This window comes from Microvirga arsenatis (assembly GCF_009910705.1).
In the GTDB taxonomy this organism is placed as follows: Bacteria; Pseudomonadota; Alphaproteobacteria; order Rhizobiales; family Beijerinckiaceae; genus Microvirga; species Microvirga arsenatis.
This window is the reverse complement of the sequence record NZ_JAAAXJ010000003.1, coordinates 510,759-527,750: the sequence shown is the minus strand read 5'-3', so window position 1 is coordinate 527,750 and position 16,992 is coordinate 510,759. Positions and strand designations below refer to the sequence as shown.

Annotated in this window: 12 protein-coding genes and 4 pseudogenes; 10 read left to right on the top strand and 6 right to left on the bottom strand. The window is 58.4% G+C overall.

Annotated features, from left to right (window positions below; genetic code table 11):
• The first annotated feature begins 13 nt into the window (after positions 1–13).
• The 4 genes from GR303_RS08625 to GR303_RS08610 all read left to right on the top strand — a co-directional run bounded on the left by GR303_RS08625 (position 14) and on the right by GR303_RS08610 (position 2,865).
• Positions 14–1,234, top strand: coding sequence for an MFS transporter (locus GR303_RS08625; protein WP_246205459.1), 1,221 nt, complete (start codon positions 14–16; stop codon positions 1,232–1,234).
• Between the two features lie 78 nt (positions 1,235–1,312).
• A complete protein-coding gene (locus tag GR303_RS08620) occupies positions 1,313–1,948 on the top strand; it encodes an aminotransferase class V-fold PLP-dependent enzyme (RefSeq protein ID WP_161722357.1) in 636 nt (211 codons plus the stop codon).
• 7 nt (positions 1,949–1,955) lie between these two features.
• Positions 1,956–2,453, top strand: a complete 498-nt coding sequence (locus tag GR303_RS08615) for an aminotransferase class V-fold PLP-dependent enzyme (RefSeq protein WP_425515143.1) — start codon at positions 1,956–1,958, stop codon at positions 2,451–2,453.
• An 82-nt stretch (positions 2,454–2,535) separates the two neighbouring features.
• Positions 2,536–2,865: a YciI family protein gene (locus GR303_RS08610; protein ID WP_161722359.1), complete on the top strand. Its 330-nt coding sequence runs from the start codon at positions 2,536–2,538 to the stop codon at positions 2,863–2,865.
• A 295-nt stretch (positions 2,866–3,160) separates the two neighbouring features.
• Here the strand turns inward: GR303_RS08610 and GR303_RS08605 are convergent, their stop codons facing one another.
• Positions 3,161–4,930, bottom strand: a complete 1,770-nt coding sequence (locus GR303_RS08605; protein WP_161722360.1) for an adenylate/guanylate cyclase domain-containing protein — start codon at positions 4,928–4,930, stop codon at positions 3,161–3,163.
• A 591-nt stretch (positions 4,931–5,521) separates the two neighbouring features.
• Between GR303_RS08605 and GR303_RS08600 the strand changes: the two are divergent.
• Positions 5,522–5,823: pseudogene (locus GR303_RS08600) on the top strand (transposase); the annotation flags it as partial.
• A 91-nt stretch (positions 5,824–5,914) separates the two neighbouring features.
• Here the strand turns inward: GR303_RS08600 and GR303_RS25425 are convergent.
• The 5 genes and pseudogenes from GR303_RS25425 to GR303_RS25420 form a co-directional block, all read right to left on the bottom strand.
• Positions 5,915–6,621, bottom strand: a pseudogene (locus tag GR303_RS25425) (transposase family protein); the annotation flags it as partial.
• 194 nt (positions 6,622–6,815) lie between these two features.
• On the bottom strand, positions 6,816–9,542 hold the full coding sequence (locus tag GR303_RS08590; protein WP_246205430.1) for a bifunctional diguanylate cyclase/phosphodiesterase: 2,727 nt from the start codon (positions 9,540–9,542) through the stop codon (positions 6,816–6,818).
• A 337-nt stretch (positions 9,543–9,879) separates the two neighbouring features.
• Entirely contained in the window at positions 9,880–10,737 is an 858-nt protein-coding gene (locus GR303_RS08585) for a transposase (protein WP_201751977.1), read from the bottom strand.
• Between the two features lie 37 nt (positions 10,738–10,774).
• Positions 10,775–11,495 (bottom strand): annotated as a pseudogene (locus GR303_RS08580) (IS5 family transposase); the annotation flags it as partial.
• Between the two features lie 61 nt (positions 11,496–11,556).
• Positions 11,557–11,763: pseudogene (locus tag GR303_RS25420) on the bottom strand (integrase core domain-containing protein); the annotation flags it as partial.
• A 691-nt stretch (positions 11,764–12,454) separates the two neighbouring features.
• On the opposite strand from GR303_RS25420, the gene GR303_RS08570 reads away from it, so the two are divergent.
• The 5 genes from GR303_RS08570 (at position 12,455) to GR303_RS08550 (ending at position 16,992) form a co-directional block, all read left to right on the top strand.
• Positions 12,455–14,278 (top strand): hybrid sensor histidine kinase/response regulator, encoded by a 1,824-nt coding sequence (locus GR303_RS08570; RefSeq protein WP_161722364.1) that lies wholly within the window; start codon positions 12,455–12,457, stop codon positions 14,276–14,278.
• Between the two features lie 26 nt (positions 14,279–14,304).
• A complete protein-coding gene (locus GR303_RS08565) occupies positions 14,305–14,943 on the top strand; it encodes a response regulator (protein WP_161722365.1) in 639 nt (212 codons plus the stop codon).
• 420 nt (positions 14,944–15,363) lie between these two features.
• Positions 15,364–15,666 (top strand): hypothetical protein, encoded by a 303-nt coding sequence (locus tag GR303_RS08560; RefSeq protein WP_161722366.1) that lies wholly within the window; start codon positions 15,364–15,366, stop codon positions 15,664–15,666.
• A gap of 33 nt (positions 15,667–15,699) precedes the next feature.
• On the top strand, positions 15,700–16,077 hold the full coding sequence (hpf, locus tag GR303_RS08555) for a ribosome hibernation-promoting factor, HPF/YfiA family (RefSeq protein WP_161722367.1): 378 nt from the start codon (positions 15,700–15,702) through the stop codon (positions 16,075–16,077).
• Positions 16,078–16,734: 657 nt separating this feature from the next.
• Entirely contained in the window at positions 16,735–16,992 is a 258-nt protein-coding gene (locus GR303_RS08550; protein ID WP_161722368.1) for a hypothetical protein, read from the top strand.

The window sequence follows — 16,992 nt, the reverse complement described above, 5'->3', positions numbered from 1 at the left end:
ATCGAGAGAAGAACTGAACGTGTCCAGCGAAGCATTACCCCTGAGCGCAAAACCAAAAGGAACGGTTTTTCCGGTCCTCATCTCTGCCAGCGTCTGCCATATGCTGAACGATATGCTTCAGGCCTTGCTGCCTGCTGTATATCCGATCTTGCAGGGTGACTTTAATCTCAGCTTCGCGCAGATCGGGTTGCTGACCTTTGTCTATCAGCTCACGGCGTCGATCTTTCAGCCGTTCATTGGCCTCTACACGGACCGGCGGCCGATGCCCTACTCGCTGCCGCTCGCCATGGTGTCCTCGATGAGCGGGCTGCTCACACTCGCCTTCGCGACGAACTATGAGACCCTGCTCGCCGGGGCCGTGCTGCTGGGCCTTGGCTCATCCATCTTCCACCCTGAAACCTCGCGGATTGCCCGCCTGTCCTCCGGCGGGGCGCACGGCCTGGCTCAGTCCCTGTTCCAGGTTGGGGGCAACTTCGGCTCAGCGCTGGGTCCGCTGGCCGCCGCGTTCATCGTCCTGCCGCGCGGCCAGCACGGCCTCGTATGGTTCGCCATTGCCGCCGTGGCGGGCATCATCCTCCTGACCGGGCTGGCCCATTGGTACCAGTCGAACGGGCACGCAGTTCGCCCGGCGAACAAGGCGCCCGCGCGTCATCCCACGCTAACGCGGGGACAGGTCTCACGCGCCATGGCGATCCTGCTCGCGCTGCTGTTCTCGAAATGGGTTTATCTGGCGCTGTTCACCAACTACTACACGTTCTTCCTGATCGAGCGTTTCCAGCTCTCCACCAAGAACGCGCAAATCCTTCAGTTCGTGTTCTTCGCAGCCGTGGCGGGTGGCACGATCGCGGGCGGTCCGATCGGCGACAGGCTCGGCCGCAAGGTCGTGATCTGGGTCTCGATCCTCGGGGTGCTGCCCTTCACGCTGATCCTGCCGCATGTCGGCCTGACAGCGACGGTGCTCCTGAGTGTGGTCATTGGCCTTCTCATGTCATCGGCGTTCCCGGCGATCGTGGTCTACGGGCAGGAGCTGATGCCCGGCCGCGTCGGCATGGTCTCTGGCCTGTTCTTCGGGTTCATCTTCGGGGTCGGCGGCATTGGCGCAGCCTTGCTGGGATGGGTGGCCGACTGGAAGGGTCTGTGGTTTGCCTTCCTGATCTGCTCGTTCCTGCCGGCAATCGGAATCCTGACAGCCTTCCTGCCGAACCTCCATGAGCCCAAGCCCAAAATGTCCTAGACGGTGACGACAGCGCTCGGATTTGCCCGCCTGAACGGACACACGAGACTTGATCGGTGAAGAAACCAGACCTGTAACGTGACGCACAAGCAGAAACTGAATGATGCGAGAGATGACATCCCCTTCCTGAAGAACGAGATCTACGTCGACAACGCCTCGGTGTCGCCATTGCCAAGGCGCGTTCAGGCCGCGAGCGAGCATTGCAATACGATCATCTCGGAACAGCTCCGGGACGCCAAGGAGATCGCGAAGCCTTACTTCGACAGGGGCCGGACGCTCGCGGCAAAGCTTGTGGGTTCGTCACCGCAGAATGTCGCCTATTTCCAGAATACGTCCCACGGCCTCCCCCTGGTGGCCCTCGGTGTCGATTGGCGCCCCGGCGACAACCTGATCGTCTGCGCACAGGAGTTCCCGGCGAACTATCTGTGCTGGATCCAGTTAGCCGCGATGGGCGTCGAGGTTCGGCAGGTAACCTCTCCCGGCGGGAGGCTGGAGCCAGACCTCATTCGGGAAGCCATGGATGACCGTACCCGCGTCGTCGCCGTGAGCCATGTCCAGTTCTACAGCGGCTTTCGGGTCGACGTGTCTGCCTTGGGAGACCTCTGCTCCGAGTGCGGCGCACTGCTGGTCGTCGACGGCACCCAGTCAGTCGGGGCCCTTCAACCTCGATGTCGGAGCCGCGGGAATAGACGTCCTGGTGGTGAATGCCCATAAGTGGCTCATGGGTCCTCGCGGCATTGGCTTCGCGACGTTTTCCGACCGAGCACTTGAGCAGGTCACGCCCAGGGTCGTGGGCTGGATGAGCGTCAATAATCCGTTCGCGTGGAATCGGGCGCTGGATTTCTTGCCTGATTCGCGGCGGTTCGAGTCGGGAACGCCGAGCGGAACCGGCATCTTCAGGCTCACCGAACGCCTGGCCCAGATCGACGAGTTCGGGATTGACTGGATCGAGGACAGGATCCTCCGGTTGAACGAGCTGCTCTGCGAGCAAGCGCTGCGCCAGGGAATCCAGCCGGTCTACCAGTTCGAGCGCTCGAACCGGTCAGGGATTACCCTTTTGCAGAACCCAGGGACAGCCGTCGCGGAGCTGCATTCGTTGCTGGCGGCGAACGGAGTCTATGCCAGCATCCGCAGCGGCGCGATCAGGATAGCACCTCATTACTACAACACATTCGAGGAGATGGAGCGCATCATCTTCATCATGACCTATGCGAACTAGGTCTCGCGGTGAAAACCTTGGGTAACGAGGCGGGACTGAATTGCTCTTTACGCTTGCCGCCAGCCCGCTGGAAACCTGACCCATGCTGTTTGCCGTTCTTCTGCAAGATGACCCGGAGCGCCTGCACCTTCGGGAAGGTCACCGTGACGAGCATCTGGCCTATGTCGCTGCCCAAGGCGGCAGGATCATTGCCGTCGGGGCCCTTCGCCCGCAGCCCGAGGATGAGCCGCAAGGGGCCTTGTGGCTCGTCCATGCTGACACGAAGGAAGCGGCACAAGCACTCGTGGAGGGCGACCCGTTCTTCAAGTTGGGGCTGCGCCGATCCGTCTATATTTTCCACTGGAGAAAAGGCGTCTGGTCGGAGCCGTTTGCCCGGTGCATGAGCACGATAGACGGCGAGACCAATACCTGAGTTGTGCCGGAGCTAATGTCGGTTCAGGGTCAAAGTGTAACGTTGGGTGGACCAAATGAACGTCCGCTCGTCGCGCTTGTGCAGAAATTCAGTGTACTTCCGGAACGTGCCAGAAGCGGCCGTTCGTAACGCCACGTCAGCAAAGACCAACAGACTTGATCCAGCCCGTCGGCTGGACTCGGCCTTCATTCCTGCAGCCGGGACAACAAGCTGCCTTAGAGTTCCGGAGGCCATTGATGGACTGTCGAGTGTCAACTCATGTGGATGGAGCGAGGGGACGACAGCCTGCCGAGCACTATTCCGGGATTCCAGCCGTTCTCAAAGCCGCGAAGAGCCGCTCGCGAAACTGCCGGTCTTGGTGCGGGATCTGGCGGTCCGCGACAGTGATCGTCTGCTTTGGGTCCTGCGCAAGCAGCCTCTGCCCGACCACTCGCGCCTCCTCCACCCGGCCAAGCTCAACCAGGGTCACTATGAGAGCTCGCAGCCCCGCCAGGAAGTTAGGTAGCTCCTGAACTGCCTTACGAGCCCACGTCAACGCTTCCTCAGGGCGGCCAGCCCCCAGCAGCGCGAGGCTGTGTCCCACGGAATAGCCCATCAAGGGATCAAATGGGCTCAGGCGGTTCTCTCTTTCGAAGTGGTCTATCGACGTGATCCAATCCCCCACCCAGGCACGTATCAAGCCGCTGTTTCCGTAAGCCGATGCTAAGTTCGGATTCAGCATTAGCGCGCGGTCAATTGCGGCGAGCGCGGTCTCAAAATCACGCGCCAGAAATGCCACCGCAGTTCCCGCTCTGCTCAAGGTCGTCGGATCGTCGTGATGGTCAGCCAACGCTTCTCGGGCCAACTGAATGCCTGCCTCAACTTCCGCCTGGTCTGCCCAGTTTTGTGCAAATCGAAGGTTATAGATGACGGCGCCCAGAGCTTTGGCCGAGGAGTAGTTCGGGTTCAGCTCCAGAGCGCGACCGAGCAGCCGCAGGGCCTCGTCACTCGCAGGTTTGGTGTGCGCATAATAATGGGCCAGGGCCTGCATGTAGAGGTCGTAGGCGTCGAGATCATGGGTCGGCTTCGCGGAGGCCCGCTCGATCTCCGCCCGGCTGATGCTCGGCTCAATGGCTCCGACGACACTCTCCGTGATGCGGTCCTGCAAGTCGAAGATGTCGGCGAGTTCGCCGTCGAACCTGTCAGCCCAGACGTGCCGCCCATTGGCTGCTTCAATCAATTGCCCCGTGACCCGAACCCTGCTCCCGGCCTTGCGGATGGAACCCTCCAGCACGTAGCGCACGCCGAGTTCCCGGCCGACCTGTCGGATATCCACGGACCGGCCCTTATAAGTGAAGGACGAGTTCCGGGCGATCACGAAGAACCAGCGCACGCGGGACAGGGCGGTGATGATGTCTTCGACCACTCCATCGGCAAAGTACTCCTGCTCCGGGTCGCCACTCATGTTGGTGAAGGGCAGGACGGCCAAGGAAGGCCGGTCAGGAAGGGGCAGGGCCGGCCGCGTGTTGGGGCTACCGGTATTCGTAGGAGCGGCCCGAAGGCTATAGATCCTCACCGGCCTGGTGATGTTCTTGACCTGCTGCTCCCCGCGGTCCTCGAAGGAGTACGGCAGCTTGTCCCGGACCTCCTCGTAGACCTTACCCGAAACCCAGATTCCTCCAGGCTCCGCCAACTGCTCCAGTCGGGCTGCGACATTCACCCCGTCGCCGTAGATGTCCCCATCGGCTTCAATGATGATGTCGCCCAGGTTAATACCGATCCGGAGCTCGAGGGCCTTGGAAGATTCCCCGGAGCCCGCGGCAGCAAGGCACTCCTGAATCTCTTTGGCGCATCGGACGGCCTCGACGGGGCTGGAGAACTCGACCAGGATGCCGTCGCCAGTGGTCTTTACCACGCGCCCTAGGTGGTCATGGACCTTCGGCTCGAGCACCTCCCGACGCAGGTCCTTGATCCTCGACAAGGTTCCTTCCTCGTCCTGCCCCATCATGACGGAAAAACCCACCACGTCAGCCGCGAGGACCGCCGCAAGTCGCCTTTGGGTCTTCTGATCCGCAGGAGTTGCCATCCTATCCTGCCATGCACGTTTCGAGGGTCGATCGTGCTTCGCCAGACGCGCTCCGTCCAGAGGCAATATGGTGGCATCTCTCGGCGGCTTCGGGACGGCGAGGTTCGGAATCGCCCCCTGCCAGCGGTGCCTTGCAAGATCAAAATCCCTCTTCTCTCCAGGCACTTACTGGCTGCGCCGTGGTCTTTGCTGCCGAATGCCGCAAGGTAGCGCGTGAGGGTCCGCGCGATGAGCAGGAATAAGTTACGGCTATAGAGCCGATTGGAAGCATCGCTCCGAATCGAAAGCCGTGAAGGTCCGGAAGGGGTCAACCTGAGCCGTTGGGCGTGGCCTTATGAAGATCAGCTTACCCTTTGGCTACGGAAGTTCGGCTTACTTCCGCCTCGTGCCATCAACCGACATTCGTAGCATCGTCGCCCTGGATGTGGGCGCCCCAAGTTCCCCGGGATTGCATCGAAGTCGCGTTGCTCCCTTCGCTACGGTCCATCTACGCTCGCAGCCCGGCCAAGCGCAGTGGTCCTGACCCGTTAAATTGGTCCATTGGGAGGACAACATTTTCGGGCATTTTGATCCATGAGGAGGGTCAGTGCCATGAAGAAGTCGCGCTACACGGAGGAGCAGATCGCCTTTGCGCTGCGGCAGGCGGAGAGCGGTACGCCAGTGGCCGAGGTGATCCGCAAGATGTGCATCACCGAGCCCACCTTCTACCGCTGGAAGAAGCAGTTTGCCGGCATAGGCGTGGCCGAGATCCAGCGTCTGAAGCAGCTTGAGGATAAGAATGCCCGGCTTAAGCGGCTCGTGGCGGATCTGACCCTCGACAAGACCATGCTGCAGGACGTGCTCAAAAGAAAGTGGTGAAGCCCGTCGTTCGACGTGAGGTCGCAGGCCAGATGAGAGGTAGTCGCACGGCAACTACCCATATCGCAATCATGCAGTAGGCTCTCAATGCGCCTGGTCCAAAACCCCGGTCAGGTCAATGGTTCAATTAATCCGTTCAACCTGACCATTGGTCCAGGGATGCCTCGGCCGGGTCAAGCTATGGTCCACATCGGTTCGGACACAGACATACTCAGAGGCATGGGCCCGGAAGAGCTCGCCTCGGTGCGTCGCATTCTTGGTCAGTGGGGCTGCAGAAGCAGTGTTGCAAGGTGGGGTGAAGTGAATGCTATAGTCGGTCAGGACGGTATGGTTCTCGTAAGGCACCGCCTTGACCAGAGCGCGCAGGAAGTCGCCACCGATTGCGGTCGTCACCTTCTCGTGCATCTTCACGAGCACGAACTTGCTGGCGCGATCAATTGCAACCTTTAGATAGAGCCTTTCCTCCTCAGTGCGCACTACAGCGATGTCCATGTGGAAATTGCCGCTAGGATAGGCTCTGAACTTCTTCTTGGTCGGCTTTTCGCCGATCATTCAGGTAGGCGGCTGACACCGTGCCACTGCAGGCAACGATGACGCGATAAACGCGTCAGGTGCGGGATCATTGCTTGCAGTGCATTGAGCCAGTCATCCAGCAGCAGCAGGGTGTGCCGGCGGAAGGCAACGATGATCGCCTCTTCCGTAACCGATAGCGCCGTGGAATGCGGTGCTACCGGGCCCGTCGGGCAATCTGCGGTGATGTCCCGCTTCTTCCATGTGGCGACGGCCTTCGGGTCGATGCTATGGCGTTCGGTTAAGGCTCTCAGGCTCGCTTGTCAACTTTGCATTGCTCGCTATAGCGCCTCTGGCGTTGTGCGCTCCCATGGAGAGCGTGGCCCATAGCGCGTCCCTCTATTCTGAGGATAATATCGCACCGTCAAACCCTGGGATCAAACATCTAGCTGTCGTCCGACCGCGTAGCTCAAACAGGCATAGTCAGCAGCCTACGAGCAAAATCGTCACCTAATGATTAGATCCGTCCGGTGGTCAGCATGGATCGGACTTCTGGTCGTCCATGATCGACATACAAGCGTTCAACAGCCTCCGCTGACATTGCTGGGGCAAACGCGTGGCCCTGAAGTACGTGGCAACCAAAAGTTCCGAGAAGCTCAGCGTGCTGCATAGTCTCGACACCCTCTGCCACGATCTCGATGTTCAGAGAATGTCCAATGTCGATTATCGACCTTACAAGTCTTTTCTGTACAGGAGAGGAAACTATGGGAGACACCAGCTGGCGATCAATCTTCAACCGGCGCGGCTTGATTTTGAGTAGGCTAACAATTGACGCATAGCCCGTTCCAAAGTCGTCGATCTCGATGTCGATACCAAGTTCTTTGATCCGCTCGATATTTCGCACGACTACATCATCGTTTTCATCGAGATAGGTTGATTCGACTAATTCAAAAGAGATTCTATTGCTTGGTATATCCAGCGCTTGCAGCTGCAGAATTAAGCTTTCATCGTGAATGCGCTTCGATGAAACGTTAACAGATGTCTTTGCTATCCGCATCCCAGATCGATCCCACTCTTTCAGCTGAGCAAGAACTTGCTTGAGAATCGAATGGTCAATTGCGTCGACAACGTTTAGGTCCTCGGCCACAGTAAGAAAGTAGCTTGGCGGCAGGATGCCAAGTACCGGATGGTCCCAACGCACTAGTGCCTCCAAACCTACAACTTCTAAGGTTCGTGCGTTAAATTGCGGCTGAAAAAAAGGAATAAACTCATTCTTCTCTAGGCCAGACAGAATCTCATCTGCTATTCGTTTTGTCCTTACAATCTCACTATGCAGCGCTTCCGTGAACATCTCAAATCTGTGCCGCCCAAGACTCTTGGCTCGATACAGAGCAATATCGGCGTTCATCAAAAGACGCTGAGGATTGAAACGCTTAACTGGTTCTATGGCGATGCCAATACTAGCACCAAACCGACATTCGTGCCTCTCATAAAAGACTGGTCGGCGCATTTCCTCGATGATGGTGGTCGCAAAAGCGGAAATATGCTCAGGCTCGTTCTCGGAGACGCGGACAATGACGAATTCATCGCCACCCGTACGTGCCGCGAAATCGCCCTGTCGAAGTTTGGCTTCGATCACCTTCGCAGCGTGGATTAGCATGGCATCTCCAGCAGGGTGACCGAGAGTATCATTGATCTGCTTAAAGCGATCTAGGTCGATATGAAGAAGCGCAATCCACTCTGAGCTTTCGGTGCCGCTGGCCGCGATCTTCTCTAAAATGTTATCCAAATACCACCGATTGGGCATTTTAGTTAATGGGTCATGGAGAGCATTGTATTCGATGCGACTTCGTGCGGCTTCCAGTTCAGCCTGTCTTGCCTCTGCAATTGCTTTCGCTTGTCGCAGATTCTCGTTCAATGCAACGTCAGTCGACACGTCCCAGGCGACACCGATCATTCGGAGCTTCTGGTCAGGCTCCGAGTAGACGGCTCCCATTACCCGGAGATGACGAGCAATCTCACCAGCTATAAGAATGCGGCAATTACTGTTGACACGACCTCGTGATGCGGCAGCGTTGCTGAGCTCTGCTTCGAAACGTTGCCTGTCATCTTTATGCACAGCCTCCATCCAGAAACCCAAAGGAACTTGCTTGCTCTCTGGATGCAAATTGAACATTTCACTCATACGATCATCAAGATGAAACGTATTGGTCTCGATATCCCACTCCCAAATTCCTATTTTTGAACTGTCTAATGCTAAGCCAAGGCGTTGTGAGATGCCTGCAACCTGCTTCTCGCGATGGCTCAGGACTCTAATATGCCGCTGACGTTCGTCGACAAGACGTCCAGTTATCCAGATTGGGACGACGATAAGCATTCCAGCGACGAAAATCGCCATCCGCAGTTCCAAGACATTGTCTGGCTCAACTCTCCAACCTTGCTTAGGAATCGCGGCAATCATCCAGGATCCGGAAGGAAGGGTTACATCTGAGGCAACGGGATTCGCTGCCAAGATCTCCGAAGGGCCGAAGAAATGCTCTCCTGATGATCCGTTGCCGTCTACACCAACTAATGCGATATCGATGCTCAGTTTCGGATCTCTCAGGCCACTGGCCTCGTAGAGTTTCTCGATATCGATTACGGCTGAGACGAGTCCCCAAAATTTCTTGCCAGACGTATCGTTTGGAGCAAAGACAGGGAATCGAGCGATAAGGCCTTGTCCGCCCTGTACCAATTCAACCGGACCGGCAAGAACAGCCGTACCTGTATGCTCTGCATATAATGCCGCCTCACGCTGCTTCTCGTTTTTCCGATAGTCGAGCCCTATTGCGCTTTCATTGCCTTTGATCGGATGCATGAGAGAAATTACTAGGCCGGGGGCGGCTGCAATGCCTCTGAGTTGTCGCCCCTCTTTGAGCAGTCCGTCCGCTAACTGGGCAAACCTCGTCTGATCCATATTGGGTTCAGTCGCAATGACGGGAATGAGGCCGCGAACGAGTTGAAAATTGCTGTAGATATTGGCCTCAAGCTTCGCTCGGACCGAACTCATCTGCTCGAAGGCAAGTGCGCGTTGGCTCTGCTCGAAATATAGCTTGTTTCGTGTGTCAATATAATGCGCTGCAGCAGCTACAACTATAAAAGCTATTGCAGCCGGAATGTTCGACTTGCGAATGACATATTTTCGCATAATCTGATAACCTTGGCAGTAGTACCTTAAGGACATTTTTGGGTTCTGGCGCGTCATAGAAGAACTGTCATCGGGTGTCAGTGCACAAGTTAGATTAATACTGTTTTGTTAATGAATCAGATACATTGGGCGATGGCTCGAAATGTAGTTACTATAGAATAGAGTTAAGGTGGGAAAGAGTAGCGTTTAAGCAAGTTCTCATGAAGAGCTAGAGCGTGCAGTGATTGCGTGGAATCGGGATAGCTGGTTCCATAGGGTTGTGGTTGGCCGGGAGGCGTCTCATCCCAGTTCCTCTGTCCCGAGGCTTGTGTGAGCGGGTCGGGCGTGCGTTGGAAGGGGGGATACTCCATCCATCAGGCGACCCTACGCTTTGAGGTGAGCCCCTCCGCAGCTGTTAAACTGATGCGATGGTTTCGGGAGAGTGGCGCCTAGCTCCGGCCCGCTTTGGCGGGCCGCCGTTCCATCTTCGAGCCGCATGAGACACTCGTGCGGGGTCTCTGTAATGCCAAGGCTGACATCTCACTGCGGGAGATCCAAGCCGACCTGCACGCGGTAGGTCCGGCACCACATAGGTGTGGAACAACCCGCGGCGATAGCTGCGCGTGACCTTCAGAAAATGATCGAAGGCCTCCGCCAGCGTTCCGGCCTTTTCACGGTACCGCTGCATCGGGTCCTGCACCCCGTTCACCCGCCGCACCACGGTGTGCACGAACCGGTAGGCGTACTCCACGTCTGGCCACAGAGAGACGGTGCGCTCCAGCGCACGAGCGATCATCTGGCACAAGCGCGTGAGCGCCGGTGCGAAGCCCCACTTTTGCTGCACCCGGGCAAGGCTATCGGCCACCTTCTCCAGCCGCTGCCTCAGCTTGAGGCCTGAGGCGGCAAGCGGCGCCCGACTATCATCGGTAATCGCGCTGCGCACCGCCGCACAATACGCCAGCACGATCGTGGCTTCGGGATCATCCCGCTCCTCCACGGCTCGTTCGATCCGGCGGATGCCGCGCACCTGATTCTTGAGTTCCTTCTTGGCATGCCGGTCAGCCTCAAAGATCGGATGAGCCGTCTCGCGCAGGAAATGGAATTGGCACAGCTGATACGACACGCCCGGCAGCGCCTCGGCGATGACTTGGCGAATGGAGGTCTGGCCCTCGCTGATCACGCCGACAACGGGAACGCCCACCGCGTCCACCGCCTCCCGTAGCAGGGCTACCAGATCCTGGGCCCAGCCAAAGAGCAGGCTGCGGGCCGTCACGATGATGTCGGATAGGCAGTCGCAGATGAGGTAAATGCTCGCAATCGCGCACGAGCCGACAAAAACGGGTAGCCCGGGCGAAGGTCCGCTCCACCACCCAGTGCTGGAGCAGCAACACGAAGCCTCGCTTGGTCTCAGGCAGCTTGACCACCTCCAACTCAATCCCATGCTCCCGGGCGGCATCCGCGGCCTTTTCGCCCGTGTAGCCCTGATCGACATAAGCCAGATCGACACTCTCACGGGTGGCAACCGGCATGGCTTGGGCCAACTGTCCCACTTCGGCTCGATCATCAGCCGTGGCGGGGGTGACGTGAGCGGCCAGCAGATAACCCCAGCGTGTCCACCGCCATGTGCAGCTTAGAGCCCTTCTTGCGCTTGGCCCCGTCGTATCCGGCTCGCGCACCGCTCTCCGGCGTGGAGCGCAGCGTGCGGCTGTCGAGCACGGCGGCGGAGGGCTCCGCATCGCGACCAGAGGCCAAGCGCAGCACGGCGCGAAGGTCGTGCGCCAGCTCCTCGAAGCAACCGGCTTTCAGTCAGCGCTGGGCCTGCTGGTACACTGCCGCCCAGGGCGGCAGGTCGTTAGACATCCAGCGCCAGGGCACCCCTGTTTTGATAATGTAGCGCAGCCGGTTGAACACCTCGCGCAGAGAGTGCTCCCTCTGGCCCGCCTCTTCGGGCAGAGGTGTCAGGTAGGGCGCCACCAGCGCCCATTCCTCATCGAAGACATCGGAGGGGTAAGATTTGCGAGCAGAAGTCATCCTGCCAGAACGCCGATGACCTCAGCCAAGGTCCTTAACAGCCTCTAGGTGTGAATTCTGCTCAGGCTGTTCCGGCGAGGGCCTGAGCCGGTGTTCGTCGGCCGCGACTACCATGCGGGCGCTGCTGATGGTACCAGGACAGCCACCGCGGCAGGTCGGCTGCATTTGCATATGATGAACTGAACGGGACCTTATGAGTCCATTCGCGCAAAAGCGTCTGGATGAAGCGCCCGGCCTTGCCGTTGGTTTTCGGGTGTACGGGCGGGTGCGGATGTGCCGGAACCCGGGTCTCCCCAGCGCCTTCCGGAACCTTCGCGCGACATAATCAGACCCTTTGTCTGTTCGCACCCGCTCGACCCGAATCTCTCGTGCTCTGAACCAGCGCAGCGCCCGCACGAGGAAGGCCGTGATGGAGCGGGGCAGGCCCATCAGTCGACATTCCTTTGAGACGGAGAGCCAATAGGGCCTGTCATGGTGGATTTAGGCGATTCGCGGCCGGTGTGTTCGTGCTACAGAGCCTCCTTTAGAAATTCCAATTCGATAGCCAGCTTGCCGACCAGTCGCTCGAGGGGAGCAATCTAAGCCTTGGACTCTTGGAGCAGTGCTCCCGTCGCGATATTTTCCTCAAGGGCGCCTGCCTCGTATCTTCGGGTCCAGGTCCGGACCAGGTTGCGCAACAGTTCATAGCATTTGGCGAGGCTGTGCAGGGTATCGTCTACAAGGTCATTTTGCGCGACCTGCCGTTAGAATTAGATGCTGTGAGTGTAGTGCTTCGCCATAGGGGTCCAGTTCCGCAAGCCCGGCAGCCCCGCTTAATTCTTGAATGCCGATCTACCTCGTGGGGCGCACTCCATCTTCACCGGCAACACAAAAGAGCACCGCGACGCCCATAGCGTATCTGCCTCAAGAGAGTAGAATAGATCACCGCCTTATGCCGTAACTGCAAGGAGGAGCGCCACTTGAAATTGCAATGGCCAAGGTTCAACCTTCCCTTGGTTCCGGCACTCATCCTCGCTATTGGTATTATGCTGCTCGGAGCCTTCGAACTCTGGCGCGGCTACCGGGATGCTACTGGACGCGCCGAAGAGGCAGCCCAGAATCTCGTCCATGTCCTTGCCGAGCAGACGGAGCGGACCATCCAGTCCATTGACTTTACGCTGCAGGGTATCAGTGACACCTTGGAAGCCAGTCCTGGTCTCCCCGCCCATGACGAGCGCTTTCGAGAGACCCTGAACAAACGGCTGAGTGCGTTGCCGTATGTTCGGGCTCTTTTTGTCGTCGGGCCGGACGGCTCCCCAATCCACGACACAGGTTACCCTGCCACGCCAAGGCTCAACGCACTGGACCGCCCCTACTTCCACGCTCATCAGAACAGTTCCAGCCTTGGTCTGCACATCGGGCAGCCCCTCAGAAGCCGGTCAACCAATACCTGGTTTGTGAGCTTTAGTCGAAGGGTCAGCCAGCCTGACGCAATCTTCGGGGGCGTGATCGTTGCTGCGGTTGAACCCTCATACTTCGAACACTTCTACCGTGGCTTATCTGTCGGAGAAGGCGGCTTCATTGCCCTCTTGCTGCGTGATGGAACGATTCTGGCTCGCAGCCCTGCCGACGGTGCCATTGGGCGCTCGTTTGCAGACGCCGAGCCGATTTTCAGCCTCGTAGGCAAAAATCCGAAGGGTGTGTACTGGGCCACCAGCCCGGTTGACGGCACGCCCCGGGTTGTTGGCTATCGCGCCTTGGGCAACTCGCCCGTCGTAGTGTTGGTTGGGCTCGCTCAAGCAACTGTGTTTCAACCATGGCGTCAGCATGCCACCGTTGTTGTTGTCGCTGCCGCAATCCTTCTCTGTCTGATCAGTGTTCTGATCTTTCTCGTTCACGAAAGCCGTAAGCGTGAACTGGGGGAGCAGGCGCGGCTGAACCGCGCGCACCGTTTGGAGGCGCTGGGCCGCATCGCCGGCGGGATTGCGCACGATTTCGGCAACACCCTGCGGATCATGCATTCGACCTGCATGCTCCTGAAGCCGCACTTGGTCGGGAATTCCGATGCCCTCTCAGTCATCGGCGAGGCAGATCATTCCCTCAGAAGCGCAAGAGCCATGATCCAGCGCTTGTTGGCCTTTGCGCGCCGGCAGGAACTCCATCCCAAGCCAGCTGTCATCGACGAGCTGATTTCTGGGTTCACACCCATCCTGAGACAAGCGGCCGGCCCGCGTGCCTCCCTTGAGATCAGGTTAGCCAGCAGCAATGCTGCATGTCTGCTCGACCCAGTTCATTTCGAAGCAAGTCTGTTGAACCTTATTCTCAACGCCCGGGACGCCATGCCTCGCGGGGGCACAATCACTGTAGAGACGGCAGCCATCCCGCCGCCTGGAAAGGCTGAGGGAAAGGGTCGCTCATGGGTACAGGTGGTCGTCAGGGACACTGGGGCCGGCATGCCTCCTGCGGTAGTAGAGCAGGCGTTTGAGCCATTCTTCACCACAAAGCAGTCCGAAGAGGGGAATGGGCTGGGTCTCAGCCAAGTCTTGGGTTTTGTCCAACAGAGTGCCGGTGACGTGCAGCTGGAAAGTCAGGAAGGGCATGGAACGACCGTGCGCCTTATGTTCCCTGCGCTTGCCGATGAGCCCCGAACCGCCAGCGCCGGTGTTCTTCTGCCATCCGCACAGACATCTGAAAATGACCATTGTGCTCCGAAAACAGCAGGACCCAAGCGGAATAGGGTAAGGAAACCCCTGAGCACTGCCTCAGGTCATCGCCTGATGGGCTCGGAAGATCAACAAAGGTAGCATCGCCAGCATTCGTATGGGCGGCCATGACCATCAAACTCATCGTTGCAGACGATCATTCCATTGTGCGCCGGGGCTTGCGGCTTGTGCTGGAAGCGCAGGCCGGTTGGGGCGTGTGTGCTGAGGCAGAGAATGGCCAGAGGGCAGTCGACATCGCCGTCCAGCACCAGCCTGACGTCGCAATCCTCGATTATTCCTTGCCTCTGCTCAACGGCCTGGAGGCGACGCGCCAGATCCGCCGCGCATGCCCGAAGACAGAGGTGCTGATCTACACGATGCACAACAATGAGGATGTGATCCGCGACATCCTCCACGCTGGAGCCCGTGGCTACCTGCTAAAAACGGAGGACGATGCCGAGATCACCCGGGCCGTGCACGCCCTGCTACGCAAGCAGCCCTACTTCTCGCCTCAGGTTGCTCAGACCCTGCTCGACACCTTCTTGAGTGGGGGCAAGACGGTCGCCTCGGAGACCCTGACCTCTCGTGAACGGGAGGTGATCCAACTGGTGGCGGAAGGCCACAGCAACCGCGATATAGCCGAGCGCTGGCAGGTCAGCATCAAGACTGTCGAGACGCATCGAACGTCAGCGATGCGCAAGCTGAATCTGCGCTCGGGGGTGGAACTCGCCCTCTATGCGGTTCGCAACAAGCTGATCGAGCCCTGACTGGCTGTCCCATAGCAGGGCAATCCTGACCTCCTCCTCCGGTCTTCACCTGATTCCCATCCAAGCGTCTATGCGGTTTCCTGCATGGCACTGACGCCTTTGGGGTCTCGAGAGTGATGCCTCTTCCGGTTGATAAAGGGCGAGAGGCCGTCGTTCGGGGCGGTGGGCAACGAAGTCGCAACCAAAGTGCGTCCGCCATGGCGGCTGAGGAAGAGGCAATGCCGGTATGGCTTGGCAAGCGCCTGCTGGACCTGTGGCGGACGGCAGGTGCACGGATCGACCAGCTTATCCTCGCATGGGCGGTCGGACGTATTAAGGCGATAACCGAGGAAGCGGACACCCGCTCCCGGCAATGCGGAGAGCACGATGCTTGGGATACTCGGGAAAATAGGAATTCCCATCAGTCTCATGGAAACCGGGATGAGCCCCGATGAAATCGAAGCACGCATCGTCCGTGCTTATGTCCAGCTGGCCTGTACGCCCGAGACGGACGGCTCCCGCACCGTGACCATTGCCCGGTTCGGCGCGTTGGAGGCCCGTCTGACTGAGGTTCCGGAGACGCAAAGGCTTCCCAGTCTGCCGTGGTTCTGGCTCGAACTGTATTCGAATGCACACCGCGTGGTGATCGACAGTTGCGGCTGTACGGAACTCGATGAGCTTGAGTTGGGCCGAGCGGTGGAGTTCATCGCCGACGCGCAGCACGGGGGTCAGTCCCTGCATTGAAGCATACAAGCGAGATTCCTTCAGGAGGGCAGTATGAAGCTAAACGGCTCAGACAACAATATTACAATTCAAGGTGCGAATGTCCATCTCGGTGACGGGCTTCCTGTCTATGCACGGGCGAGCATCCTTCGCATCGCCGGCAAGTACTTCGGGTGCCTGAACACAGCATCTGCCCACTTCAGCCGTGACGGAGCGGCTTACCGATGCAGCATCACGATGCGCATGGGCGGCTTGCCTGTGAAGAGCGCAGAGAGCCGGGACCGAGACATTTACACTGCCTTTGACACCGCCCTCATAAAAGTCGCTAAGCAACTTCGGCGCATGAAGCGGGAGCTGCGCGAGGATCAACCGCTGCGTGCCGACAGGGACATGGCTCTTCGGGATGGACTCGGCCTACCTCCAGTTCTGTGACAAATCTCAAAGTCCCAGCTTAAGTTCCATCCGAAGTTTGAACGAGAAAACCCAATGACTCACAAGGGAGGGACAGCGATGCTTAGGCTTCCAATTCATGGCTTTGCCAAGCGCGTTGACGACGCGGTGGCTCGTGCCATGTCCGCTCTCCAGGCGCGCGAACAGCTAATGGTGAAGAGATCCCAAATCATCCATGATCCACAGCGCAAGGAGCTGGCCAAGAAAGCAGGTAGCAGCGACGCTTAGGCGTGGAATAATGCCTCTCCCAGCTTGTTAGGAAGCTGCCCGCCCCAGGCCCAAATAAACCCAGCTCTCTCTTGGCTCAGAGAGGGGCAATCCTGACAGTGTGTTCCGGCCCATAACAAATTGCGGGTTTGGTTGTGTTGATGATCTCTGTGCCGGATCAGACCAATGGGTCTAGCAGTATCCCTACGTTCACCGCCACGCCACTCCGCGCTGTTCATGGAAGAACCGACATGCCACACTTCTATTTCAACGTCCGTGCCAGGGCAGAATTCCTCAAAGATCCAGACAGCTTCGAGGTCTACAACCTGGGTGCGGCCGAACACGAGGCCATACAGTCGGCTGTTTGTCTCTGACGGATTGGCAGTTACGCGCTCGTGATGTTCATGTTGAGGCAGGGATGAACAGCATCAGTTGCGGCTGATCGTGACCATCGTGCTCACGATTGAGCGACCCGGCGAGGATACAGTGAGTCTCGGGCGGCTCGTCCTTCATGATATGTGGCCACGTTCGACCGAGGTCATCGTCCGTTCACCCCAGGTGAAGAAGCTTGAACAGGCTTCAGAGTTCTTCCTCTTTCTGAATCCTTCTCCCTCACCGGTACTGCCGGCGAGGGAGCTTTCGATGAAATCGGCAGAGCTGCGCTGTCCTGATCCGCGACTGCCCCGCTGA

Excerpts from the sequence above, each read along its gene's own strand:
- GR303_RS08615 (WP_425515143.1), top strand. The coding sequence starts at position 1,956 with ATGGGTCCTCGCGGCATTGGCTTCGCGACGTTTTCCGACCGAGCACTT.
- GR303_RS08610 (WP_161722359.1), top strand. The coding sequence starts at position 2,536 with ATGCTGTTTGCCGTTCTTCTGCAAGATGACCCGGAGCGCCTGCACCTT.
- GR303_RS08605 (WP_161722360.1), bottom strand. The coding sequence starts at position 4,930 with ATGGCAACTCCTGCGGATCAGAAGACCCAAAGGCGACTTGCGGCGGTC.
- GR303_RS08590 (WP_246205430.1), bottom strand. The coding sequence starts at position 9,542 with ATGACGCGCCAGAACCCAAAAATGTCCTTAAGGTACTACTGCCAAGGT.
- GR303_RS08565 (WP_161722365.1), top strand. The coding sequence starts at position 14,305 with ATGACCATCAAACTCATCGTTGCAGACGATCATTCCATTGTGCGCCGG.
- GR303_RS08560 (WP_161722366.1), top strand. The coding sequence starts at position 15,364 with ATGAGCCCCGATGAAATCGAAGCACGCATCGTCCGTGCTTATGTCCAG.
- hpf (WP_161722367.1), top strand. The coding sequence starts at position 15,700 with ATGAAGCTAAACGGCTCAGACAACAATATTACAATTCAAGGTGCGAAT.